This is a genomic window from Marivita sp. (genome assembly GCF_965656765.1).
Classification (GTDB): Bacteria; Pseudomonadota; Alphaproteobacteria; order Rhodobacterales; family Rhodobacteraceae; genus Marivita.
Genome location: NZ_CBFHLV010000053.1, coordinates 1 through 23,055, shown reverse-complemented (window position 1 = coordinate 23,055; position 23,055 = coordinate 1). Strand labels below are relative to the sequence as shown.

Sequence of the window (23,055 nt, the reverse complement as noted above, 5' to 3'; positions counted from 1 at the left end):
AGGATCAGTCGATCATACGGCACCGATCCGCCACCGGCGAGCGCCACGGTCTTCGCGTCGCGGTCCACACCCGTTGCCCAATCGTGCACGACATTGATTCCATACTCCGACGCCAACGTTCCGTAGGAATGTTCGATGCTGTCCAGTTCACGGAATCCACCGATATAGAGGTTCGAAAAGAAGCAGGTGTAATAGCTGCGGCTGGGTTCGATCAGCGTTACGTCGATCTCCCCGGCAGCATCCTTGGCGATATAGCGGGCAGCTGTTGCCCCACCTGCGCCGCCACCCACCACAACCACCTTGGGTTTGCCGTGGGACGCTGCATGTACCATCGGGGTGCTTAGCGTTGCCGCTGCCATCCCAGTGCCGACAAAAGCACGTCTGTTGAGTTTCATGTTATTCCTCCCATTTAAAATATGCCCTGTCCGGGTTGGCCTCTTCCGGACCTTACTCGGACTGGGCAAAATACGCCGCGAGCGCGGCGATCTCTTCGTCCGATAACCGGTTTGCCATCATCTGCATCACCGGGTGTGGTCTGATTTTTCTTTTATATGCATGCATCGCAACGACAAAATCATCCGTCGGCCACTGCGTGATCGCGGGAATCCCCTGATCCGATCCATCCTGCTGGTGACACGTCTTACATTCGCTGGCGAGGTACTCGCCGTAGTCTGTGTCCCCGACAATCGCGAGAATCTCGGGCGACAAGTCAACTTCGCGCGCCTGCGCAGTGGGAGCCGCTTCGGGGATGTTTTGCGGGCTGGCCGAGAATTGGCGCAGGTAGGCAAGTATATCTGCGCGGTCTTGTGTTTCCTCCAGCCCGGCAAAGTTCATCCGGGTCCGCGACACCAACGCTTTTGGGTTCTCCAGATAGGCGTCCAGAGTCTCCAACTCCCATGTGAGACCGTCAGAGCCCATCATCACCATATCATCGGAATACCGAAAACCGTCATGTGCCCCGGCGCGGCGGCCAAATATGCCGTTCAAATGGGGGCCAATACGGTCGGTGGCGCCCTGCCCGATCTGATGACATGACCGACATTGCGCGAACACCTCTTCTCCACGTGCAGGGTCGCCGAATTCCAGCGCATCTGCCTGAGCGACAACCGGCTCAGCGTTGGGTGTTGGGTCTTGGGGAACTGGTTCGGGCGTCAGAGCGGCCTGTTTCGCCGCGTCCAAGTCATCTTGGGCTGTGGTAAGGTCGGCTTGAAGGCTTGCCACTTGCGCCTCAAGTTCTGACGCTTGCTTGGCCTTTTCAGACCATGTGGCATTGCTGGCTTCAAGCTGTGTCAGGCGGTTTGACAAAGCATCGATTTCCTGTGCGCGGTGATCCCGTGCTGTCCATCCATAGGCGACCCCAAGCACCAAAGCTGTGCCACCTAAAACGGACAGGAAAATGCCTTGCGTGTTCGCCATAAGCTATGTCTCCAAAGCTACCATTCAAACTGGGTCTGACCCGATCACAAAAGGGTATCACGCGGCGGAATGGCTCCGCCGCGCGTCTTACTTACTTGAAGGTCGACAAATACGCAGTCACTGCTGCGATATCTTCTTCTTTCTTCAGACCCGCAAAGCTCATCTTGGTGCCCTTTGCATATCCACGCGGATTAGCGAGGAAACCAGCTAGGGCTTCTTCGGTCCATGCGCCGTCCATCTCGGACAACACTTTGGAATATTTAAAGCCGTCCACCGCAGCGATATCTGCACCGACAACGCCGTTCAGAACCGGACCAGAGCGGTTCTTGGCTCCGTCGCCGACCTGGTGGCAGGCTTTACATTTACCAAAGACCTTTTCACCTGCGGCAACCAAAGCAGGGTCCACCGCATCTGCTGTTGGTTCTGCTACGGCTTCGACCACAGCTTCAGGCGCTGCGTCTGTTTCGGTTACCGCAGCCGCGACTTCAATCACCTCTTCTGCGGTGGCAGACGCCTCGTCTTCAGGTGTCACATTGAGGACAGTTGCGCGCATGGTGATTTCCACGCTGTCCTTACAGTTTTCCATGCAGGGTTCGGTGCGCCAGATCGAGTATTCGCTTTCTGCCCGATCATCGATAATGAACCCGTCCGCGTTGGGCATTTCGACCTCAAGAAAGTTTTCGTTACTCAGAACGAAATCATCTTCAACCAGGAAGTTAGAATAAAGCATGTACGCAACGATAGCGTATACATCGTCATCGGTCAGCGTTTGCGCATTACCATATGGCATGGAGCGATGGACATAATCCCACGCAGTCGACAAATGGGGCCAATAGCTGCCCACGGTCTTAAGCGGGTCTTCGTCGGCAAGCGAATCTTCGCCACCGGCCAGCTTGGGCCAGTTGTCGACGCCTTCGGCAAATTCACCGTGACATACGGCGCAATTTTCCGAAAAGACCATTTCGCCGTCTTCGACCGAACCGGAACCAACGGGCAGGCCTGTCCCATCTGGACTGACATCCAGATCCCATGCAGCCACTTCTTCCGGCAGTGCCGGACGGCCCAGACCGTACTTGCCCTCGCCGGCACCCGTCGAGGCGTTTGCCGCACTGACCAGTCCACTGGACACAACAGGAGGGGCGATAGCGGTCATAACTGCGGGGTTCTCAGGGAAACCGGCAACATTACGATCGGCAAAGTTCACGGCCATCGTCAGCACAGCAATTGTGCCAAGTGCGGTTCCGCCGAATAATTTAAGAGACTTCGACATTTTCTGCCTCCCCGTTGGGCTTTACGTGCCACGTCTGGATACAGTTGTTGTGGTAGATCGAGTTGTAGCCGCGTACGTCACGCAGCTGCGCTTTGGTCGGCTGAACGTATCCGGTTTCGTCCATTGCGCGCGATTGAAGCAGCATATCTTCGCCGTTCCATTCAGTGTCGAGATAGAAACGCGTGAGCGCCATTTTCTCACCCGGCTTGGCCAGACGCGCGGTTTCCCATGTCTTGCCACCGTCTTTGGACACGTCCACACGGGTGATTGCGCCGTGACCCGACCATGCCAGACCAGTGATAACCAGAGGGCCGGCACCATGCGTGATTGGCGATTGGGGACTGGGCGATGTGACGACGGATTTTGCGTCCATGGCCCAAGTCCATTTGCGGCTTGTGCCATCGGCCAGTGTGTCGGTGTACTTTGACGTTTCCTCGCGGCTTTCGACAGCGTTCGGCATCACTTCGATGCGGCGGATCCACTTGACCCACATGTTGCCTTCCCAACCGGGAACAACGAGGCGCACCGGGTAGCCATGCTCTTTGCGCAACGCCTCGCCGTTGGCCTTGAATGCGACCAGAACATCGTCCAGCGCCTTGTCCATCGGGATAGACCGGCCGTTCGAGGACGCATCGGCACCTTCGACATAGACCCACTTATCCGACAGGTCGCCAGCGGCATCGAGACCAGCTTCGTTCAGCAACGTCCGAAGCGAAACACCGGTATATTCCATGTTGTGGATCATGCCGTGGGTGAACTGCGCGCCGTTCAGCTGTGCGCCCGCCCATTCCATGCCTGTGTTCGCCGCACATTCGCAGAAATACACGTGGTTTTCCCGCGGGAAGCGTTCCAGATCAGCGTAGGTGAACACCAACGGCGTATCAACCAAGCCATTGATCATAAGCCGATAATCTTCTTTGCGCAGTTCGATAGCACCCGAATGGTGGCGTTCAAACGCACAACCTTGCGGCGTGATCGTACCGTCCAGCGCATGGATCGGCGTAAAGTTGATCGAGCTGGTGGTATCGGCAGTCAGCCATTCCACGTTACGACGAACCACGTCAGCTTCATATTCGATGGGCAGGCCATAAGGCGTGGCATCGACGCCATCGCCGAACGAAACGGCCCAGTCCTGAACTTCTGTGATCAGTGGATCAGGTTCATTGGCCCGCGCTGCGCCTGCAGCGGTCAGCCCAGCCGCAGCAGCGGCAGAGCCTCGCAGAAAGGCGCGGCGGGAGGGTTTGAGCATATCAGACATATCTCACACTCCGGGTTAAGTTACGCGCCCACAACGGTGACGCTGTCATTGGGTTGAACGGTGACGGTGCCCAGCTTTTTGATATGCGCTTCGACCACGTCCCAGATTTGCGGACCTTCGGTGCCTTCGTTGACTGATGCCCAGCCAGCAACGACATAATTCTTAGCCGGATCAATGGCTTCACCTGTTTTGAGCAAGGTCATATCGGTGACGCGTTCGCCCTGCGGCTTTTGCACATCAATGCGGTAGCCCATGCCCCCGATGCGCACCATGTCGCCACCCTGCTGGTAGTAGGGGTCGGGGTTGAAGATGTTGTCGGCCACGTCTTCGAGGATGACTTTGATGAATTCGCCAGTCATTTCCGAACGATATGCCTTGCCATAGCTCATCGAGGTGACGTTCCAGAGGTCTTCTCGGGTGATATCATCGCCCGGGATCAGGCTTGGCCCCCAACGCACGCCTGGCGACATCGCAATGTCGGCTTCGCGTTCGCTCAACAGAGCGTCGCAGATCAAGTCATCCCATGTACCGTTGAAGTTACCACGACGATACAACAGGCTATCGGTCTGGCCGATCACCTCTTCCAGTTCGGCTTTGAACGGCGCCCGCTGTTCGTCGATAACAGCTGTCATTTCTACGTCGGGCTCAATTACGTCCGAGAAGATTGGGATCAGCTTGTGACGGAAACCCATCATCCGACCGTTCTGGATATCCAGATCGACACGGCTCACGAATTTGCCGTTGGAACCGGACGCGATCAGGATCGTGTCGCCCACCAACACCGGCTCTGGCAACGCGTCATGAGTATGGCCCGTCAGAATAACGTCGATGCCTGTGACCTTGCTGGCCATGCTCTTGTCGACGTCAAAACCGTTATGGCTAAGACAGACAACACATTCGGCGCCTTGTGCACGGACTTCGTCGACCATTGCCTGCATGTTTTCGTCACGAATGCCAAACGAGTATTCGGGGAACATCCAGCCAGGGTTAGCAATCGGCATGTAGGGGAAGGCCTGACCAATCACCGCGATCTTGACACCACCGCGTTCGAAGAATTGGTACGGCGGGAACAGCTCGGCTGGTTCATCCCATTCCGCATCAAAAATGTTCTGGCCCAGTGCGGCGAAGGGTAGACCCTCGACAATCTCTTGCACGCGTTCCGACCCCAGAGTGAATTCCCAGTGGAATGTCATCGCATCGGGACGCAACTGGTTCATGGCGTTGACCATGTCCTGCCCTGCAGTGTGATGGCAGGTGTACGATCCGTGCCACGTGTCACCACCGTCCAACAGCAATGCATCAGGACGGTCGGCCCGGATCGCGTTGACCACTGTGGCCACGCGATCCAGTCCGCCTACGCGCCCGTAAGCTTTGGCTAGGGAGGAAAAATCACCAGAGCTAAGCGCGTAATGGGAGGGGCTTCCGTCATCGATACCATAGAGCTTGCGGAAATCGGCGCCCGTCACATGCGGAACGGCACCACGGTTGTCGCCGACCCCGATATTCACCGACGGTTCACGGAAATAGATCGGTTTGAGCTGCGCGTGAATGTCTGTGACGTGGATCAACGAGACATTGCCGAAGGTGTCGAATTGCAACAGCTGATCCTGCGTCAGCGCCTGTTGCGCTGCCAAACGGGACCAGTTGCCGAAACCAGATGCGCCAACCAGCGCAGAGGCTGCCATCGACACCTGAAGGAAATCGCGACGTGAGATCATGGGAGGGCCTTCTTGGATGCCTCTCCACACATTCGCATGTGTGAATGAGTAAAAAGTAGAAAACCCCACGCCAAGGCTGGCGCGGGGTCGATTGGTTTAGTTACGGACGGACGGACCTTCGACCGACAGGCCGTTGCCACGCGATGCCACATAAAGCTCAAGCGCTACGAACTCGGGGGATCCCGGCGCGTAGGTTTCGGCGCGTGTGTCACGAACACAGCCCTTGAAGCGGCCGTGAACAGTGTTCAGCTTGGCGTTCTTCAAGCGATATGTCGGGAAGCCATTGATTTGGCCCTGGCTCAGGTGGTCGGCACGAATGTAATTGCCATAGTTGTCTTCGTGGCAATTCGCGCAGGACAGTTCGAGCTGACCCGTACGTGTGTAGTAGAGCTCTTTGCCCTGCTCCCACGTTTCGGCGACTGGACCGTCAATTGCGACATTGACAGGCATACCGCGCGACTGAACGGCAATAAGCGCTTCCATCGCAGCCATTGGTGCGCTGTCGTATTTGTACGCATCGGCGCCCATCTGGTTGGTGCGGCAGTCGTTGATCTGCATCGCCAAAGTGCGGACTTCGCCCGCTTCTTCGTTCCACTTGGGATAGACAGCGCGTACGCCTTCCATCGCTTCTGGGCCTTCGTGGCAGGATGCGCAGGATTTTTCGGCGCTGCCTTCGACGGTTTCCCATGCGTCCATCGCCTGATCCACAAAGATCATGCCCGGATTGTCGAACGTGTCTGCCTGCATGGACTGTGTGTCGTCCTCGCGGAAGTGCCAGCCCGACATGACTGTGTCGACTCCGGTTTCTTCCATGTGCGCAGGCGCTGTGGTCTTGGTGATCATTTCCTGACCGTCAATCGCAAGCGTGTCATCATCCGCGCCACCAGCGAAAACCACTGGGGCCGAAATGGCCAGCGCGGCTAACGCGGTCATTGCCTTATATTTCATTCTGTTCCCTCCCAAAATTGCTCCTGCCCCGTGCACCGGGACAGGAAGGAGCTTCTGCTCAGACCGTTACGGATTTTGTTTCTTCGTAGACGGACCCGTCATCGTCGTACCATGTGAATGCGAAATCACCGGCTTCGGGCACAGTGGCCTCGAATTCGAAATACGGGTTGGTCGAAATCGCCGGTTCCATCGTGATGTCTACAACATTCTGGCCGTTGAAGGCGCATGTGAAACGGTTGATGATCGAGCGCGGAATAGGATTTCCGTCACCGTCTTTGCGCTGACCCGACTCCATCGGGTGGCTGATCAAAGTTTTGATCGTGATCGAGTCGCCAGCCGAAGCGGACTTTGGAACCTTGACGCGGGGTTTTACACCGGATGCCATGTTTTATCTCCTGAAATCTTATGTGTTGACCGTTAGCCGCCACAGCCGCCAATGGTGACCTTTACGGTCTTGGCGCTACGGGCAAAGCTGCCATCCGCCAGTTTGGCGATGGCGATGACGTCCTGTGTACCAGCAAGGCGGATGCGCGTGCTGGCAGTTTGGGACGCGGCGAGCGGGCCATAGTTGAACGTTGCAACGCCGGGTGTCGGGTTGCCTGCAGCCAAGACCATGATCGATGTTGCGCCGGGCGCAGATACTTCGATCGGAACAGTGTTGCCGTTTTCTGCGATCTCGGGCGCGGTCAGTTCTACACCTGCGTCAGCAATTGCTGCGCCGCCGGTGAATTCTGCGATCGCATCGTCTGCCGCAGCACTGGCGCGGAACGGCAGGACGAAAGTCAGCGCTGCTGCACCACTCAATGCGAGGGTTTCGCGTCTCGTGAAATTCATGTTGTGTCTCCTAACTCAGTGACGGGCGCTTCAGCTGTCTTTCAGCGTCATCAAAAACGCCACCACATCTTCAATTTCCTGCGCCGTAAGGATGGGCGTCAGGTCTTCCTCTTTTGCACCTTTGCCGGTGTAACCGTTACCGGGCCGGATGAATCCGCTGGTTTTGTAAAAGGCCGGCATCACCGTGCCTTCGAACATCATCTTGGCGTTCGCCACGATGCCGCGCAGCTCTTCAGCGCTGCGGTACTCGCCGATACCATCCAATGTCGGGCCGACTTCGCCGTGGAACGGCGCGTCGTTCAGTGCTGTTACGGCATGGCATGCAACGCAATTACCTTTGCCGCGATTGACCATAAGCTTTGCGCCATTGGCCGCGTCGCCCTCGGCACCCGAAAGAGATGCTTCGATTGCGCCGTATTCGTCGAATTGAACCTCACCCGGGGTTACCGGGTTAGCGATAGCTGCGGTCGCGCAAAGCACGGCAGCTGCAGTTATACCTGTTAGCTTCATTGTCCCTCCCTTACCGCCCGGTGCGTTGACCGAACTGACATATGGCTTTGTATACCGTAGGCCACAGACCTTGATTCACGCAACAACAAATTCACAGAAGTGAATAATTGAGTATGAATGTCGCAGGTCTAGTCTGCGCTTCCGTTGTTTCTTTCTTGAATCATTCGGGCGTGGTAGCGCTGAAAATCTTCACCGTTATCAAGAAGATAGCGCTCCTCAACCACCCACGTAAACATATCCCGAGTGGTTCCTTTGCCAAAGGCTCCGGGCATGACCGCAACCGATGCTTCAAGCGCATTCTGGTCCTCTGGTACCTCTTCAGGAAGGAAAACGATGTTGGGTGTGAACATCACACGCCACTTCCGCGCCATGTCTTTCTCAGACAGCGTTTCGCCGTCGAAATCGGTCACTTCGACATCCCCATGCAGGTTCAGCTGAACGACGAAATAGTTGTCCCCGATGTAATCACTGATGCCCGAATCCGAGAAAACTTCTTCGTGCATTTTCGTACAATAGATGCAGCCGCGCTGTTCAAAAAACAGAACCAGCCGTTTGCCTTCGGCATTGGCCTCATCCAAGTCTTCGCGCAAATCCTTAAATGTGTCGCGCATCCAGGGCTGTTTATGCAGCCCATCATCCCCAAGCTCTGCTGCCGCAAGCGGAAGCGCCATCAAAAGCGCCAGCGCGCCCCCAAGAATATGTCTCATCTTCCCTCCTCCTCTTCAAAGGTTGGCAATCATCCAAGCGATGACCAGTTCGGAAACCAGCGTAACATGGCATCCGCGATCAGGTTTACGGTATCGGTTGCGATCAACAGTGCAAACAAGATCAGCATCCCGCCCATGACCTTTTCCGCGTAGCCCAGGAAACTGCGGTTGCGCGCCGTCCAGCGCAAGAACGGCCCCGAGAAGAGCGCCGCGATCACGAAAGGAAAGGTCATCCCGACCCCATACACGAACAGAAGCATCCCGCCTTGGAATACGTCACCCATGCCACCCGCGATCATCAGGATGGACGCAAGCGCCGGACCAACGCAAGGCGTCCAGCCAAACCCAAAGGCAAGCCCCATAACGTAGGCTCCGACCAATGTTGTGGGTGCTGCTTTCGCCTCGACCCGTGCCTCGCGGTAGAGGATCGGAATGCGAACGACCCCCAAGAAGTGCAGACCAAACGCCAAAAGGACCGCCGCCGCGACATAGCGCAGAGGTTCGCGGAAATCGGCAAAAGCCTGCCCCACCGCCGTCGCGCCCATGCCCAAAAGCACGAAAATCGTGGTCACCCCCAAGGCAAACAGACAGGCCGAAAACACCAGGTTCCATGCGATCCCGCGTGGAACATCGTCTTCACCCTTAAGCTCGTTCATCGAGATTCCAGCCATATAACACAGGTAAAATGGAACCATCGGCAAGATGCAGGGCGTAAAGAAGCTCAGGATCCCCGCAAGAGCCGCCCCAGCGAAAGAAATGTCAAACATGGACGGAGATTCCTTGAATTATTCACATATTCAAATTAAGTGTTTTGTTGTAATGCCGTCAATTGGTGAATGATGAACGCTCTGAATGCTCTCGCATGTGCCGCTTCTGTTTTGGTTGGTCCGGCATGGATCACAACGGCATCGGCTGAACCGGTTCTCGTGATGGTTGAGCAACCAGGCTGCATATATTGCGAACGATGGGACGCAGAAATCGGACCGGCCTATCCGAAAACCGATGAAGGCCAATTTGCGCCTCTTATTCGGGCAGATCTGCGCAAAGGTCCCCCTGACGGCATCACATATGCGCGGCGTGTTCTTTTCACACCGACCTTTGTTCTGATAGACGACGGACAAGAACAGGCCCGTATCGAAGGCTATCCTGGCGAAGACTTTTTCTGGCCGCTACTGACACAGCTGCTGGAAGAGAATACAGGGTTTGTGCCCGCGATTGGCGATGAAACGGTCAGGAATTAGAAACTCGGCATGGCACTTCCACAGCTCAGCCCAGATTTGAACGAAGACGAACTTGACCGCATTGTGGACAAGGCGACCACCGCGTCGAATTTCCTCAAGGCGATCAGCCATGAAGGCCGCCTGATGATCCTGTGCCATCTCGTGACCGGCGAGAAATCCGTGACCGAACTCGAAGATCTGTTGGCCGCACGCCAAGCGGCAGTGTCACAGCAACTGTCGCGCCTGCGCCTTGAATGCCTGGTAATCCCGCGCCGGGACGGAAAAACGATCTATTATCGCCTTGCCGATGACCGCCCGCGCAAAATGCTGGAATGCGTCTACGACTTGTTCTGCAGTGACGACTGATCTGCTGATCTGGTCTATCCTTGCCCTAACATCCAATAATCCGCATAATTGCTACGGGAGCCTGTCTTGGGAGGACAGCATATGCTGGAGAGCGTTCCGGAGCACATTCTTGTGGCCGCCGTTGGATTGTTTGGTGGTGTCTTACTAGGGCTTGCCGCCCGACTGGGACGGTTCTGCACACTAGGCGCAATTGAAGACGTGCTCTACGGCGGATCGGACACACGGCTTAGAATGTGGGGCATCGCCATCGGAACGGCAGTCATCGGAAGCTTTGGCCTGATGGCGACCGGAGTGATCGACGGTGGCGCGGCGTATTATCTGTCAATCCAGTGGTTGCCTTGGGCGTCGGTCATCGGCGGTTTGGTTTTTGGCTATGGCATGGCTCTTGCCGGGAATTGCGGCTTTGGCGCAGTGGCCCGCCTGGGCGGTGGCGATCTACGCAGCTTTGTCATCGTTCTGGTGATGGGGGTCTCCACCTACGTTGTGCTCAGTGGTCCGCTGGCCCCGTTGCGTAACATGCTGTTCCCGCAAAGCCCTGTACTCCCCGGTGACGTGCCTCCCGGACTTGCACACGCAACCGCCAATTGGACGGGCCTGTCGGTCACCGCAATAGGTATTGCCATTGGGATAGTGATCCTCGCCTTTTCAGCAGGCTCTCGCGCATTTCTCGAGAGCCCTAAATCCGCCATTTGGGCTATTGTTGTCGGCATCGCCATCATCACCGGATGGGCGGGCACATCATGGGTTGCCAACACCGGCTTCGAGGCGGTGCCAGTGGTCTCACATAGCTTTGCAGCACCCTTGGGTGAAAGTATCATGTGGTGGATGATCGGCTCGGCCCAACCAGTCAGCTTTGCCGTAGGCTCTGTCGCAGGCGTTTGGTTTGGCGCGTTTATCGGATCCCTGATCAAAGGGCATTTCCGCTGGGAAGCCTGCGAAGACCCCCGCGAATTGCGTCGGCAGATCTTTGGCGCAGCTCTTATGGGTGGAGGTGCGGTCATCGCGCTTGGCTGCACCGTTGGTCAAGGCATCAGCGCCTTTTCGATGTTGGCATTCAGCGCACCCATTACGTTTCTTGCAATTTTTGCGGGCGCAGCTCTTGGCCTGAAGCAACTTATAGTTGGATTTAGCCCTGCAGAGTGACCTTTCCCTTGGGTCACCCGTTGCTTAAGAATCACGTTATCGCATTTTATTGCCGCCTCGCCACTGCCGGGCGGCTTTTCGCCTGTCATCAAAAGAGCATATCGGCAATCTTTAGATAAAAATAAAACTAAAGAGCAGGCAAACCAGAATATGGGAACGGCTTACAAAGGCACGTTCGTCATCTCCTGGTCGCAAACTACAATAGACACGCTTCAGGCGGCTCCGGTCGATTTCCTGAAAGTTGGTGTAGCATGGGGTTGGGAAGGCGAGGCTGTCCGCGTGGACGGCCCCAACGATTTGTTGCGACTGGATGATGCGGAAGGCGAAGCAGATCGCCGTAAACGCGCGGCACGAATGGTGCGCCGCTTGGTCGGCGCAGCCATCGAAGACACCAATAATCCAAATGCGATCTCGATTGATCATCCGCTTGCAGATCGCAGTTTCGTGCTGACGGATGGCGAAAGCACATACACGGTCACCTTGATCGACTCTGGCACACGCAAACCGCCACTCTTGATGTTTCTCAACAAAATGCCCCCACGCAATCGCGATCTTTGGGTTGTACACGCAGCATTGTCGAACAACGTCACACAAAGCGACGCAGAACACCAAGGCGCGGTGATCTGCTTTACACCCGACACGCGCATACTGACACCTGATGGTATCAAGCCCATCCAAAACCTGCGTGAAGGCGATTACGTTCAGACCAAAGACAATGGTTGCCAACAGATCCAATGGATGGGCCAGCGACGTATGAGCGGCGCACGTCTGTTCGCCATGCCAAAATTGCGGCCCATCCGCATTCGGGCTGGTCTATTCGGGCTAGATGAACCCGACGAAGACTTGTTGGTGTCGCCTGAACATCGCATGTTGGTCAAAGGCCGGATCGCGATGGATCTGTTCAACACTCCAGAGGTGCTGGTCGCCGCGCGCGATCTAGTCGACCATGACCGCGTCTGTGTCGATTTGACGGTGCGCGAGATTACCTATGTACACATGCTGTTGTCGCAGCACGAAATCCTGTTTGCGAATGGCGTCGAGTCTGAGAGCTTTCATCCCGCGAACGCCGCGCTTTCGGCATTGGATGCAGAGGATCGGTCGCGTTTGGCGGAAATGTTGCCGAGCGTCGAATACAACCCACAGAGCTATGGTCGCTATGCACGTCGCAACCTGTCAGCGTCTGAAGCCGCAATACTTACACATCGCGCAGCCTGAGATCCCGCATTCTGCTATTCAAAGACCTCTTGGGGCTTTACGCCCCAAAAGCTGCCTTTACGTGCCCATCCCTTGTAACCACCCGCTGACAATTCGCACCAGTCCTGCTGGCATTCACGCACCTCAGCGACAACACCCAAAGACAGCTGCGCATTGACCTGCGTCGTTGGATCGGGTCGCGCGTAAAGATTCAGCATATCAACTTCGATAATGGCCGTGCGCGCGCCAGACAGAAGGGAATAATGCACCCATCCCCCGGCCCCATCGCGATCCTGGACACGGCGCCAATGGCCATGTTCGGCAGTAATTTGAAGTGGCATGTTACGCCGCTTGTAGACCCAGTCGATTCGGTGCGACAGTGATGGCCCGCGCCTGACATTGCCCTCGCTTGCCTTCATCGACACAAACCGGGGCAGCGGCAGATTCGTCACCGATCCACGCTCTGCAGCAGTGACTGGCGGCACATTCAACGCAACCACGATCAATGCAACGCTAAGCATTTTGCCAGACAACGCCCGGAACGATAGCCAGCTCATGTGATACGCCTCAATTTGCTTGGTTTTTTGCTTTTTGACAGCAGGTTCTTGTGCCTGCCCCACGTTTGGGACAGTGTGCCAAAACCTGACACGCCGGGGAAGTAGTGGGAGCGAAAGCATGTCATCAAAACGTCTGAGTGTTGTCGTGACGCGACGTTTGCCGGACGCGGTGGAAACACGCCTAAAAGAACTGTTTGATGTTCGCCTGCGCGACACCGATGTCCCAATGACGCAAGCCGAACTGACGGCCGCTGTGAAAGAGGCGGATGTCCTGGTTCCAACGCTCACCGACCGGATTGATGCAGGTCTCATCGGTCAAGCCGGTGATCAGCTGCGCCTGATCGCGAATTTTGGTGCCGGGGTCGATCATATCGACGTCGATACCGCGCGCAGCCGTGGTATTCTCGTGTCCAATACACCCGGTGTGGTGACCGAAGACACCGCCGACATGGTACTGGCCCTGATGCTCGGCGTGACCCGCCGCATTCAGGAAGGCCTGAGCGTCATGCAGAGTGGCGATTGGGATGGCTGGGCGCCAACCGCGTTTTTGGGTGGTCGTTTAGGCGGACGCCGCCTTGGTATTCTTGGCATGGGGCGCATAGGTCAGGCGGTCGCACGGCGCGCCAAGGCATTTGGCATGCAAATCCACTACCACAATCGCCGCCGCCTGCGCCCCGAATTGGAAGACGCGCTTGAGGCCACCTATTGGGAAAGCCTTGATCAGATGGTCGCTCGCATGGATGTGCTATCGGTCAACTGCCCGCACACACCATCCACGTTCCACCTATTGAACGCACGACGTCTCAAGCTGCTCAAACCCAGCGCAGTTATCGTCAACACGTCACGCGGCGAGGTGATCGACGAAAATGCCATGACCCGCATGCTGAAAGCTGGTGACCTGGCCGGTGCCGGTCTTGATGTTTACGAACACGGCCATCGCGGCAATCCCGAATTGCGCAATATGTCGAACGTCGTCATGCTCCCCCATATGGGATCCGCTACCGAGGAAGGGCGCCTCGAGATGGGCGAAAAGGTCATCATAAACGTCAAAACATTCGCCGATGGCCACCGCCCACCCGATCAGGTGGTGCCAGCCATGCTTTGACACGAGCGTTCTGCTCTTGCCAAAAGCTTAGTTCTGCGCAATGAACAAAGCATGAACGCGCTTCCGTTTTCTTTCCAAGATCAGGTTCTGCACGCACTTCCCAGTGGCGGTTTGTTCTGGCCTGCCGAAAACCTGCTTGTGGTTTCGGACTTGCATCTGGGCAAATCCGCCCGCGCCGCGCGCTTCGGTGGGGCGCAATTGCCCCCATATGAAACGACAGAAACCTTGACCAAACTGTCCACCGACCTGGCCGCAACCAACGCCAAAACGGTCATCTGCCTTGGTGACAGCTTTGACGCCCCTGCCCTCCAATCAACTCTTCCAGACGCCGACCTGCAAACACTGACCACCCTGCAAGCCGGGTTGGATTGGGTTTGGATCGAAGGCAATCATGACCCCGGACCCGTGCAACTTGGCGGCACACACAAGCGCCTTTTGACCATTGGCCAACTACATTTCCAACATATCGCTCAAGAGGCTCCTGCCCCCGGCGAAGTCACCGGCCACTATCATCCCAAAGCCACGTTGTGCTTGCGGGGCCGTGCCCATACCCGACCTTGTTTTTTGGTCGATGAAACACGCCTGATCCTACCCGCCTATGGTGCGTTCACTGGCGGTTTGCACAGTCACAACCCGGTTCTGACACGTTTGATGTCCAATACCGCCCAAGCCATCCTGACAGGCCCACGCCCATGCAAAATTCCTATGCCGGGTCTCGTCCCCTTGTCTTGACCAGCCGGTCATGCTCACTGTTCGGCATGAACATTCATACGCGTATTCAGGCCAGTTTTGATCGTCAGTCCATGATGGCGACCCTTGGGGCCCAACTGGTTGAAACCGGCGATGGCACGGCAACCATCACCGCACCAATCCTTCCCGGTGCGATGCAACAACAAGGGTTCGGTCATGCCGGCCTGACCTTTTCAATCGGCGACAGCGCCGCCGGTTACGCCGCCTTGACTATCATCCCCGAAAACCAAGAGGTGGTCACCGCTGAGATAAAGATCAACCTTATTGCACCCGCCAAAGGCGACCGCCTCATTGCCCGCGGTCGCGTAATCAAACCAGGACGCCGCCTGATCGTCGTCACCTCGGATGTCTATTCCGAAACCGAGGGCACCGAACGCCACATCGCCTGCCTAATGGGCACGATGGTACCCGTAGATCTCTGAAGGAAACGTAAATGCCAACATACAATCAACCGCTTGGCGGCAACGACTCGCCCCGTTTTTCCGGCCCAAACACGATGATGCGCCTACCGACTCAGACGACGGCTGAAGGACTAGATGCCTGTTTTGTCGGTATCCCGATGGATCACGGCGCATCGAACCGCCCCGGAACACGGCTTGGCCCCCGCCAGATTCGCGAAGAAAGCCGCATGATGCGGCCCTACAATATGGCCACAGGTGCCGCTCCGTTCGAATCGATGCAGGTCGCCGATATCGGAGATGTTGCTGTAAATACCTTCGATTTGAAGAAAACCATCGGCATTATCACCGATCATTATCGGGACATACTTAAGCATAACACAATCCCGCTGACCCTCGGCGGCGATCATACGCTGACATGGCCAATCCTGCGCGCAATCAAGGAAAAACACGGGCCAGTTGCGCTCATCCATGTAGATGCCCATGCCGACACCAGCGACGAAATGTTCGGCGAAAAAGAGGCCCACGGCACCCCGTTTCGCCGTGCCTGGGAGGAAGGCTGTCTGATCAACGACAAAGTCTGGCAGATCGGCCTTCGCGGATCGGGGTATTCACCCGATGACTGGAATTGGGCTCGCGATCAAGGCTGGACTGTCATCCCAGCTGAAGAATGCTGGTACAAGTCGCTAGCCCCGCTCATGGCTGATATTCGCGCTAAGATCGGCAATGCGCCCGTCTACATCAGCTACGACATCGACAGTCTTGATCCAGCCTTTGCTCCTGGCACGGGAACCGTTGAAATGGGCGGGTTGAGCACTTGGCAAGCGTTGGAAATCGTGCGCGGCTGCGCAGGTTTGAACCTGGTCGGCGGTGATCTGGTCGAGGTCTCTCCGCCCTTTGACACAAGCGGAACCACGGCTCTGATCGCTTCAAACCTGCTGTTTGAGATGCTCTGCGCGCTGCCCAAGGCCCAGAAATAGCCGGACAGACGGCTGTCCAGCAAACGCTTACGCCGTCAAACCTTTCGGCTCGGCCAACCCGTTCGCTCTGCAACAGGCGGTCACGGTGTTGGCCAGCAGGCAGGCAATGGTCATTGGACCCACCCCGCCTGGCACCGGTGTGATCGCTCCGGCCACTTCGGACACCTGCGCAAAATCGACGTCACCCAAAAGCTTGGTCTTGCCCGGTTTTTCGGGATGCGGAATGCGGGTGATGCCCACATCGATGACCGTCGCCCCTGGCTTAACCCAATCGGCTTTGACCATCTCGGCCCGACCCACAGCCGCGACTAGAATATCAGCACGTTTGCAAACGCTTGCTAGATCCTTGGTGCGCGAATGCGCAATGGTCACAGTACAGTTCTCCTGCAACAGCAATTGTGCCATCGGCTTGCCAAACAGGTTCGACCGACCGATGACAACCGCGTTCAGCCCAGACATGGTATCGAACTGATTGCGCAGCAACATGAGACAGCCCAGCGGCGTGCAAGACACCAAGCCCTTTTCTCCGCTGGCAAGCAGGCCCGCATTCAAAACGCTGAGACCGTCCACATCCTTAGCCGGATCAATCCGCGCCACGACGGCGCGTTCATCAAGATGGTCAGGCACGGGAAACTGGCACAAAATACCGTGCACAGTCGGATCAGCGTTCAATTGATCGATAAGGCCAAACAGTTCTGCCTCAGAGACATCCGCAGGTAGCTTGTGTTCAAACGAGGCCATGCCGACCTCAACCGTTTGTTTATGCTTGGCCGCGACATAGACCTCACTCGCAGGGTCTTCGCCCACAAGCACAACGGCCAATCCGGGTGTGACCTCATGCTCAGACTTTAGGCGCCCCACGTGTTCCGCGACCTGCGCGCGTACCTGTGTTGCAAAGGCTTTACCGTCAATGATCTGAGCAACCATGCTGCGTCCTTCTTCTTTTTCCAAATATGCACATGCAACCAATAGCCCCGGCAAGCAAGGCTGGGTCAGGCGCGTCTGCAGGATGGCGGGTGGGCGCAGCCCGAGCGCCCACCCGCCATGCGATTAGAACAGGCCTTCGATCTGGCCAGCGTCGTTCAAGTGGATATTTTCGGCCGAAGGAACACGCGGCAGGCCGGGCATCGTCATGATCTCACCGCAGACGACCACGACAAATCCCGCACCTGCGGACAACCGCACTTCACGCACAGGAACCGAATGGCCGGTTGGCGCACCGCGCAGGTTCGGATCGGTCGAGAAAGAATACTGCGTCTTCGCCATGCAAACCGGCAAATGCCCATATCCTTGATCTTCCCAAAGCTTGAGCTGATCGAGTGTCTTCTGATCCATCACCGCTTCATCGGCGCGATAAATGTTCTTTGCAATGGTCTGGATCTTTTCCGCCAATGGCATCTCATCCGCATAGATCGGCGCGAATTTCGCCTCGCCCGCGTCAGCGATTTCCGCAACTTTGCGCGCCAGATCGGCAGCCCCTTCGGATCCCAATTCCCAATGACGCGACAGGACCGCCTCGGCACCATGCTCGGCCACGTAATCCTTAATGGCCTGCACTTCGGAGTCCGTGTCAGTGACAAAGTGGTTGATGGCAACGACCACCGGCACACCAAATGACTTGAGGTTTTCGATGTGACGCCCAAGGTTTGGGCAGCCATTCTTGACCGCATCAACGTTTTCGTCGCCCAGATCGGCCTTGGCTACGCCGCCATTCATCTTCATCGCGCGGACCGTGGCCACGCAGACAACAACCGATGGGGCAATACCAGCCTTGCGGCACTTGATGTTCATAAACTTTTCCGCACCCAGATCGGCCCCGAACCCCGCTTCGGTCACGACATAATCGGTCAGCTTAAGCGCCGTTGTCGTCGCAATGACTGAATTACAGCCATGCGCGATGTTCGCAAAAGGACCGCCGTGGACAAAGGCCGGATTGTTTTCAAGCGTCTGCACAAGGTTCGGTTGCATCGCATCCTTGAGCAAGACCGTCATCGCACCTTCTGCCTTGATATCACGGCAAAAGACCGGACTCCGGTCCCGGCGGTAGGCCACGATCATGTCACCCAGACGCTTTTCCAAATCTTTGAGGTCTTTGGCCAGACACAGGATCGCCATAACCTCGGACGCGACGGTGATGTCAAACCCACCTTCGCGGGGGAAGCCGTTGGCAACACCGCCGAGCGAGACATTGACCTGACGGAGCGCACGGTCATTCATATCGACAACACGCTTCCATTGAACGCGGCGAATGTCGATTTCCTGCTCATTCCCCCAATAGATGTGGTTGTCGAGCATTGCGGACAAAAGGCTGTGTGCACTTGTGATGGCGTGAAAATCGCCGGTGAAATGCAGGTTCATGTCTTCCATCGGAACAACCTGCGCGTAGCCACCGCCAGCGGCCCCACCCTTCATCCCAAAGTTCGGGCCGAGCGATGCTTCGCGAATACAAACCATGGCCTTCTTGCCGATATGGTTCAGGCCATCACCAAGCCCCACAGTCGTTGTCGTCTTTCCTTCACCCGCGGGCGTAGGATTGATCGCCGTCACGAGAATCAACTTCCCATCAGGGCGATCTTGCACCGAATTGATAAAGGTCTGGCTAACCTTGGCCTTGTCATGGCCATAGGGCAGCAGGTCGTCCGACCCAATCCCGATTTTCTCTCCGATCTCCTGAATGGGGCGCTTCTGCGCCTCGCGGGCGATCTCGATATCCGATTTGTACGACATGAAAGGGCTCCCCTGTTCCGAACGTCATTTGCCCAACGCATACAGTTGTGCACCAGAGCCTTGGCACGGTGAAACCGACACTTCCCGGCAAAACTGCGGCGGGATCGTCATCGGACCGTCGCCAATCGGAAACCTCGTCCTGTTTTCGTTACGCCCGAGCCTCGTTCAGATGCGCCCAGACGGGTTGATCCGGCACGTGCAGCTGCAGGGGCTCGCCCAAAGCGATACGCCCAGGCCGCTCGACCCAAGCCGTCACACCACGGCGATTCTGTGCAGCCGTCTTAAAAGCTTTGCCCTTGCCGGGATGCCGCGTTTCGATCTCTCGGGCAGGCAGATGGCAAGGCCGGTTTTCCATATCGATGATCAGAGTCGCCCCATCTGGGGCCTGAAGACGCGACGACGGAGGCACAAGTGTAAAATCTGGGATACCCTCAATCACCAAGGTCGCGCCAAGCCAGATCGGATCAAGCGCATCGAGTCCCATCTCGGATGCGATCACAGCAAGCTCTTCACTCGACAGCACCGAGAGCTGCCGCACATTGGCGATCTCAGTACCGCGCGGATACTGTGTGGTCACCCGGCTACAAGAGGGACGCGTTCTGCCCGAATGCCGTTCCCGTGCGGGCCCATCGAACGTCAGGTCCAAAATGTCCGCTTGTGTTGATAAGATGTCATCCCCTTCAATCGGCACACAGCCGATCCATCGAACGGTGGCCGAAAAAGCGGTCGGTTTCAAAGCGGGCATGTCTCAAACTCCAACGTGTTTGTCGGCAACCAACCCCGGCAGGCACTGAACAACAAGGCGAAATAGCCATTCGAGACAAAGAAAAACCCCGGTGTAGCGTGTGCACCGGGGTTTCCAATTCATATCCGCTTATGGTCAGGCGGTCGGTTCTGGCTCTAAATCACCATCATCTTTGCGCGGCTTGGACTTGGCCTTGGTCTTTGGGATCGCAGTGATGCTGGGCTTGTCCGAAACATCGCCCGAGGAATCGTCATCTCCTGCATGCGGCGGTTCACCCTTCATGACTCGCTTGATCTCTTCGCCGGTCAGAGTCTCGTATTCCAAAAGCCCCTGAGCCAAGCGTTCCCACTCGTCTTTCTTCTCGGTCAAGATCTCGAAGGCGCGATCATAGCCTTTTTGGATAAAGCTATTGACCTCCTGTTCGATCAATTCCTTGGTGTTTGCCGAAACCGAGAAACCAGCCGTGTTGCCGCTATAGCCTTCAGCCGCCTCGCGATAGTCAATGTTGCCGACCTTGTCTGACATGCCCCATTGAAGCACCATCGCCCGAGCAAGAGCAGACGCCTGTTGAATATCACCAGCCGGGCCATTCGACACATTTTCGGGACCATACTTGATGATCTCGGCCGCCTTGCCCGCCATTGTCATGGCCAGCTTTTCTTCGCACTCGGATTTGTGCCAATTCAGCCGGTCAATCTCGGGCAATGACACAACCATACCCAACGCACCACCGCGCGGAATGATTGTGGCTTTGTAGACCGGATCACATTGCGGCAGCGCCAACCCGACCACGGCGTGACCAGCCTCGTGATAAGCGGTCTTTTCCTTCTGGTCGGGTGTGAGCACCATAGACCGTCGTTCGGCACCCATCATGACTTTGTCTTTGGCGTTTTCGAAGTCTTCCATCGTGACAAAACGTCTGCCAACGCGTGCGGCCATCAAAGCCGCTTCATTCACAAGGTTCGCCAAATCGGCGCCTGAGAAACCAGGCGTCCCTCGCGCGATGATCCGCAGATCAACGTCCGGACCAAGAGGCGTTTTGCGCGCATGCACCCCGAGGATTTTCTCACGGCCTTTGATGTCGGGGTTCGGCACGGTGACCTGACGGTCAAAACGACCTGGACGCAACAGCGCAGGATCAAGCACGTCACGACGGTTGGTTGCAGCGACGATGATCACCCCTTCATTCGCCTCAAAACCGTCCATTTCGACCAGAAGTTGGTTCAATGTCTGTTCGCGTTCGTCATTCCCGCCGCCGTAGCCGGCGCCACGGGCACGACCAACAGCATCGATTTCGTCGATGAAGACAATACACGGCGCATTCTTTTTCGCCTGCTCGAACATGTCGCGGACGCGGGATGCACCCACACCAACGAACATCTCGACAAAATCGGAACCCGAGATGGTGAAGAATGGCACGCCCGCCTCACCCGCGATGGCGCGTGCGAGCAACGTTTTACCAGTGCCCGGAGGGCCCACCAAAAGGGCGCCTTTCGGGATCTTGCCACCCAGCCGCGAAAACCGCTGTGGATTTCGAAGAAATTCCACAATCTCTTCAAGCTCTTCTTTGGCTTCGTCGATTCCGGCCACGTCATCGAATGTTACGCGACCATGCTTTTCGGTCAGCAGTTTGGCCTTTGATTTACCAAAGCCCATCGCGCCGCCTTTGCCGCCGCCCTGCATACGGTTCATGAAGTAAATCCACACACCAATCAGCAGAAGGAAGGGAAGCAAGCTGAGCAGGAAGGACTGGAAACCGGATTGCTGTTGTTGTTCTGCGCGGATTGGCACCTCGTTCGCGATCAACAGATCGGTAACAGCTGCATCTTCCGGTTTGATCGTAACGTAGTCCTGCCCATCGGTGCTGCGGAAGCGAAGTTGTTCGCCGTCAAGCGTGACCGAACTGACCGTGTCGTTCTCAACCGCCGATACGAAATCGGAATAACTGATCTCGCGGCTCTGAAGCGTATTTCCGCCACCAGAGAATATATTGAAAAGCGCAAGGATCAGAAGGAACAGAACGACCCAAAAGGCTATATTTCGTGCGTTGCCCAAGGAAATTTCTCCTGAATCTGACAGGGGCAGAAAGGCCCGCGTCTCTTGGCGTATAACATAGACATGCGTGGCCCGGGTTCAATGCGAAAGACAAAATGCCTCAAAACCGGTGTCTACCCGCCCAAGCACATACCGCGTCGCAGCAACCTCCGGTCCGAAGCCAACGCCCGGACAAGCCAACAAACTGCCCGACGACCAAAGCGCAGGCAGCGAACGGGCGGCACGAAACGGCACTGTGATGCCAGACCGATCCGGGATCTGTTGCCAGCCATCGTCGCCCAATGCGCGCACGACTGCGCCCTCCCGCAAAGGGCCGTGCAAGTCGGTCAAAACCCATTGCCCGTCCCACAGCTCGCCCTGATCAGCCACTGTGGCACTTACTGCTCTTTCTTCGCGCACGACGCGTAAGTGCGCTTTTTCAATAATGACTTCGGCCCCATGTAACGTGCCACCACGCCCCGAGAGCACCTGCTCCAGCAAGCCCTCGCTCGACGCAGCGCGCGGTCGGTATTCGGCCGACGCCACATAACACAGTGCAGCCGTCAGCATCCGCAATTGCGTCTCTTCATCCAACACAGCAAAGCCATCGCGTTCGATCCACACCTGTCCCAAAGGCGCATCGGAACACAGCCGACCTGCAACATCTGCCAGCCGAAGCGTCAGACCATCGCGCGCGCGGGCAAGTCGCTTTGCGGTCTCGGTCAACACAGAGGCTGTGATTCCTTCTTCGCCCAAAAGCTTTAACAAATGGCGAATGCGAACCCGGTCGTACTCCCGGTTCTCGTTTGTAGGGTCATCAACCCATGGTCCCTGCAATACCTTAAGGTAATGCCGCAATTCATCGCGCGTCATATCGAGACAGGGACGCAGAACTGAAAAACCAGGCGTCATATTCTGCCGGGGTGGCGCCGCACCGGACAACTGAGCTTTGTCCAGTGCAGGAACCCACACGGCGTGCGGCGTGACATCCCGCTGCCTGCGCATCCCTGCCAAACCGTCAACGCCAGACCCACGGGCAAGCCGCATCAGAACGGTCTCGGCTTGATCGTCGCGTGTATGGGCAAAAAGAACATGGCGCAGGTCGCCTCTCCATTGGTCGATCAAGGACAGCCGCGCGCGACGAGCCGCGTCTTGTGTGTTGCCCACCCCATCCC

At 56.7% G+C, this 23,055-nt stretch carries 25 protein-coding genes; 8 read left to right on the top strand and 17 right to left on the bottom strand.

Going from position 1 to position 23,055, the window contains the following annotated elements:
- The 11 genes from ACTG4M_RS13345 to ACTG4M_RS13295 all read right to left on the bottom strand — a co-directional run.
- The coding region (locus tag ACTG4M_RS13345; protein ID WP_439124162.1) for an FAD-dependent oxidoreductase at window positions 1-395 on the bottom strand (395 nt) is incomplete at its 3' end.
- A 52-nt stretch (window positions 396-447) separates the two neighbouring features.
- Window positions 448-1,155, bottom strand: a complete 708-nt coding sequence (locus ACTG4M_RS13340; RefSeq protein ID WP_439124165.1) for a c-type cytochrome — start codon at window positions 1,153-1,155, stop codon at window positions 448-450.
- Between the two features lie 352 nt (window positions 1,156-1,507).
- Complete coding sequence (locus ACTG4M_RS13335) at window positions 1,508-2,686, bottom strand: c-type cytochrome (protein ID WP_439124161.1); 1,179 nt, start codon at window positions 2,684-2,686, stop codon at window positions 1,508-1,510.
- Complete coding sequence (soxC, locus tag ACTG4M_RS13330) at window positions 2,670-3,944, bottom strand: sulfite dehydrogenase (protein WP_439124160.1); 1,275 nt, start codon at window positions 3,942-3,944, stop codon at window positions 2,670-2,672. The genes ACTG4M_RS13335 and soxC overlap by 17 nt, the downstream gene beginning before the upstream one ends.
- A 20-nt stretch (window positions 3,945-3,964) precedes the next feature.
- On the bottom strand, window positions 3,965-5,662 hold the full coding sequence (gene soxB / locus ACTG4M_RS13325; RefSeq protein ID WP_439124159.1) for a thiosulfohydrolase SoxB: 1,698 nt from the start codon (window positions 5,660-5,662) through the stop codon (window positions 3,965-3,967).
- Between the two features lie 96 nt (window positions 5,663-5,758).
- Window positions 5,759-6,610: a sulfur oxidation c-type cytochrome SoxA gene (soxA, locus tag ACTG4M_RS13320; protein ID WP_439124158.1), complete on the bottom strand. Its 852-nt coding sequence runs from the start codon at window positions 6,608-6,610 to the stop codon at window positions 5,759-5,761.
- Between the two features lie 58 nt (window positions 6,611-6,668).
- Window positions 6,669-6,995: a thiosulfate oxidation carrier complex protein SoxZ gene (gene soxZ, locus ACTG4M_RS13315; protein ID WP_439124157.1), complete on the bottom strand. Its 327-nt coding sequence runs from the start codon at window positions 6,993-6,995 to the stop codon at window positions 6,669-6,671.
- A 32-nt stretch (window positions 6,996-7,027) separates the two neighbouring features.
- The gene (gene soxY / locus ACTG4M_RS13310) at window positions 7,028-7,444 is read right to left on the bottom strand and encodes a thiosulfate oxidation carrier protein SoxY (RefSeq protein WP_439124156.1); all 417 of its coding nucleotides are present in this window, start codon (window positions 7,442-7,444) and stop codon (window positions 7,028-7,030) included.
- Window positions 7,445-7,474: 30 nt separating this feature from the next.
- The gene (gene soxX / locus ACTG4M_RS13305; RefSeq protein ID WP_439124155.1) at window positions 7,475-7,954 is read right to left on the bottom strand and encodes a sulfur oxidation c-type cytochrome SoxX; all 480 of its coding nucleotides are present in this window, start codon (window positions 7,952-7,954) and stop codon (window positions 7,475-7,477) included.
- A gap of 128 nt (window positions 7,955-8,082) precedes the next feature.
- Window positions 8,083-8,661, bottom strand: coding sequence for a thioredoxin family protein (locus ACTG4M_RS13300; RefSeq protein WP_439124154.1), 579 nt, complete (start codon window positions 8,659-8,661; stop codon window positions 8,083-8,085).
- A gap of 29 nt (window positions 8,662-8,690) precedes the next feature.
- Window positions 8,691-9,428 carry a cytochrome c biogenesis CcdA family protein gene (locus ACTG4M_RS13295; RefSeq protein ID WP_439124153.1) on the bottom strand — a complete coding sequence of 246 codons (738 nt, stop codon included), beginning with the start codon at window positions 9,426-9,428 and terminating at the stop codon, window positions 8,691-8,693.
- A 72-nt stretch (window positions 9,429-9,500) separates the two neighbouring features.
- Here ACTG4M_RS13295 and ACTG4M_RS13290 point away from each other — a divergent pair, with 72 nt between their 5' ends.
- The 4 genes from ACTG4M_RS13290 to ACTG4M_RS13275 all read left to right on the top strand — a co-directional run bounded on the left by ACTG4M_RS13290 (window position 9,501) and on the right by ACTG4M_RS13275 (window position 12,605).
- Window positions 9,501-9,902, top strand: coding sequence for a thioredoxin fold domain-containing protein (locus tag ACTG4M_RS13290; protein ID WP_439124164.1), 402 nt, complete (start codon window positions 9,501-9,503; stop codon window positions 9,900-9,902).
- A 9-nt stretch (window positions 9,903-9,911) separates the two neighbouring features.
- Entirely contained in the window at window positions 9,912-10,247 is a 336-nt protein-coding gene (locus tag ACTG4M_RS13285) for an ArsR/SmtB family transcription factor (RefSeq protein ID WP_439124152.1), read from the top strand.
- Between the two features lie 81 nt (window positions 10,248-10,328).
- Window positions 10,329-11,390, top strand: a complete 1,062-nt coding sequence (locus ACTG4M_RS13280) for a YeeE/YedE family protein (protein WP_439124151.1) — start codon at window positions 10,329-10,331, stop codon at window positions 11,388-11,390.
- 150 nt (window positions 11,391-11,540) lie between these two features.
- The gene (locus tag ACTG4M_RS13275) at window positions 11,541-12,605 is read left to right on the top strand and encodes a Hint domain-containing protein (RefSeq protein ID WP_439124150.1); all 1,065 of its coding nucleotides are present in this window, start codon (window positions 11,541-11,543) and stop codon (window positions 12,603-12,605) included.
- A gap of 14 nt (window positions 12,606-12,619) precedes the next feature.
- Here ACTG4M_RS13275 and ACTG4M_RS13270 read toward each other — a convergent pair whose 3' ends face one another.
- Entirely contained in the window at window positions 12,620-13,105 is a 486-nt protein-coding gene (locus ACTG4M_RS13270; protein ID WP_439124163.1) for an SH3 domain-containing protein, read from the bottom strand.
- 154 nt (window positions 13,106-13,259) lie between these two features.
- Here ACTG4M_RS13270 and ACTG4M_RS13265 point away from each other — a divergent pair, with 154 nt between their 5' ends.
- Genes ACTG4M_RS13265 through speB form a run of 4 tightly spaced genes read left to right on the top strand, consistent with a single transcriptional unit; the run spans window position 13,260 to window position 16,374 of the window.
- Window positions 13,260-14,246 (top strand): 2-hydroxyacid dehydrogenase, encoded by a 987-nt coding sequence (locus tag ACTG4M_RS13265; protein ID WP_439124149.1) that lies wholly within the window; start codon window positions 13,260-13,262, stop codon window positions 14,244-14,246.
- 51 nt (window positions 14,247-14,297) lie between these two features.
- Window positions 14,298-14,978: a ligase-associated DNA damage response endonuclease PdeM gene (gene pdeM, locus ACTG4M_RS13260; RefSeq protein WP_439124148.1), complete on the top strand. Its 681-nt coding sequence runs from the start codon at window positions 14,298-14,300 to the stop codon at window positions 14,976-14,978.
- Window positions 14,979-15,004: 26 nt separating this feature from the next.
- Window positions 15,005-15,418, top strand: coding sequence for a PaaI family thioesterase (locus tag ACTG4M_RS13255; RefSeq protein WP_439124147.1), 414 nt, complete (start codon window positions 15,005-15,007; stop codon window positions 15,416-15,418).
- A gap of 11 nt (window positions 15,419-15,429) precedes the next feature.
- On the top strand, window positions 15,430-16,374 hold the full coding sequence (speB, locus tag ACTG4M_RS13250; RefSeq protein ID WP_439124146.1) for an agmatinase: 945 nt from the start codon (window positions 15,430-15,432) through the stop codon (window positions 16,372-16,374).
- Between the two features lie 27 nt (window positions 16,375-16,401).
- On the opposite strand, the gene folD is transcribed toward speB, so the two are convergent.
- The 5 genes from folD to ACTG4M_RS13225 form a co-directional block, all read right to left on the bottom strand.
- Window positions 16,402-17,301 carry a bifunctional methylenetetrahydrofolate dehydrogenase/methenyltetrahydrofolate cyclohydrolase FolD gene (gene folD, locus ACTG4M_RS13245; protein ID WP_439124145.1) on the bottom strand — a complete coding sequence of 300 codons (900 nt, stop codon included), beginning with the start codon at window positions 17,299-17,301 and terminating at the stop codon, window positions 16,402-16,404.
- A 123-nt stretch (window positions 17,302-17,424) separates the two neighbouring features.
- Window positions 17,425-19,101 (bottom strand): formate--tetrahydrofolate ligase, encoded by a 1,677-nt coding sequence (locus ACTG4M_RS13240; protein ID WP_439124144.1) that lies wholly within the window; start codon window positions 19,099-19,101, stop codon window positions 17,425-17,427.
- 148 nt (window positions 19,102-19,249) lie between these two features.
- A complete protein-coding gene (locus tag ACTG4M_RS13235) occupies window positions 19,250-19,846 on the bottom strand; it encodes an MOSC domain-containing protein (protein ID WP_439124143.1) in 597 nt (198 codons plus the stop codon).
- Window positions 19,847-19,981: 135 nt separating this feature from the next.
- A complete protein-coding gene (gene ftsH / locus ACTG4M_RS13230; protein ID WP_439124142.1) occupies window positions 19,982-21,901 on the bottom strand; it encodes an ATP-dependent zinc metalloprotease FtsH in 1,920 nt (639 codons plus the stop codon).
- Window positions 21,902-21,979: 78 nt separating this feature from the next.
- The coding region (locus ACTG4M_RS13225) for a tRNA lysidine(34) synthetase (RefSeq protein WP_439124141.1) at window positions 21,980-23,055 on the bottom strand (1,076 nt) is incomplete at its 5' end.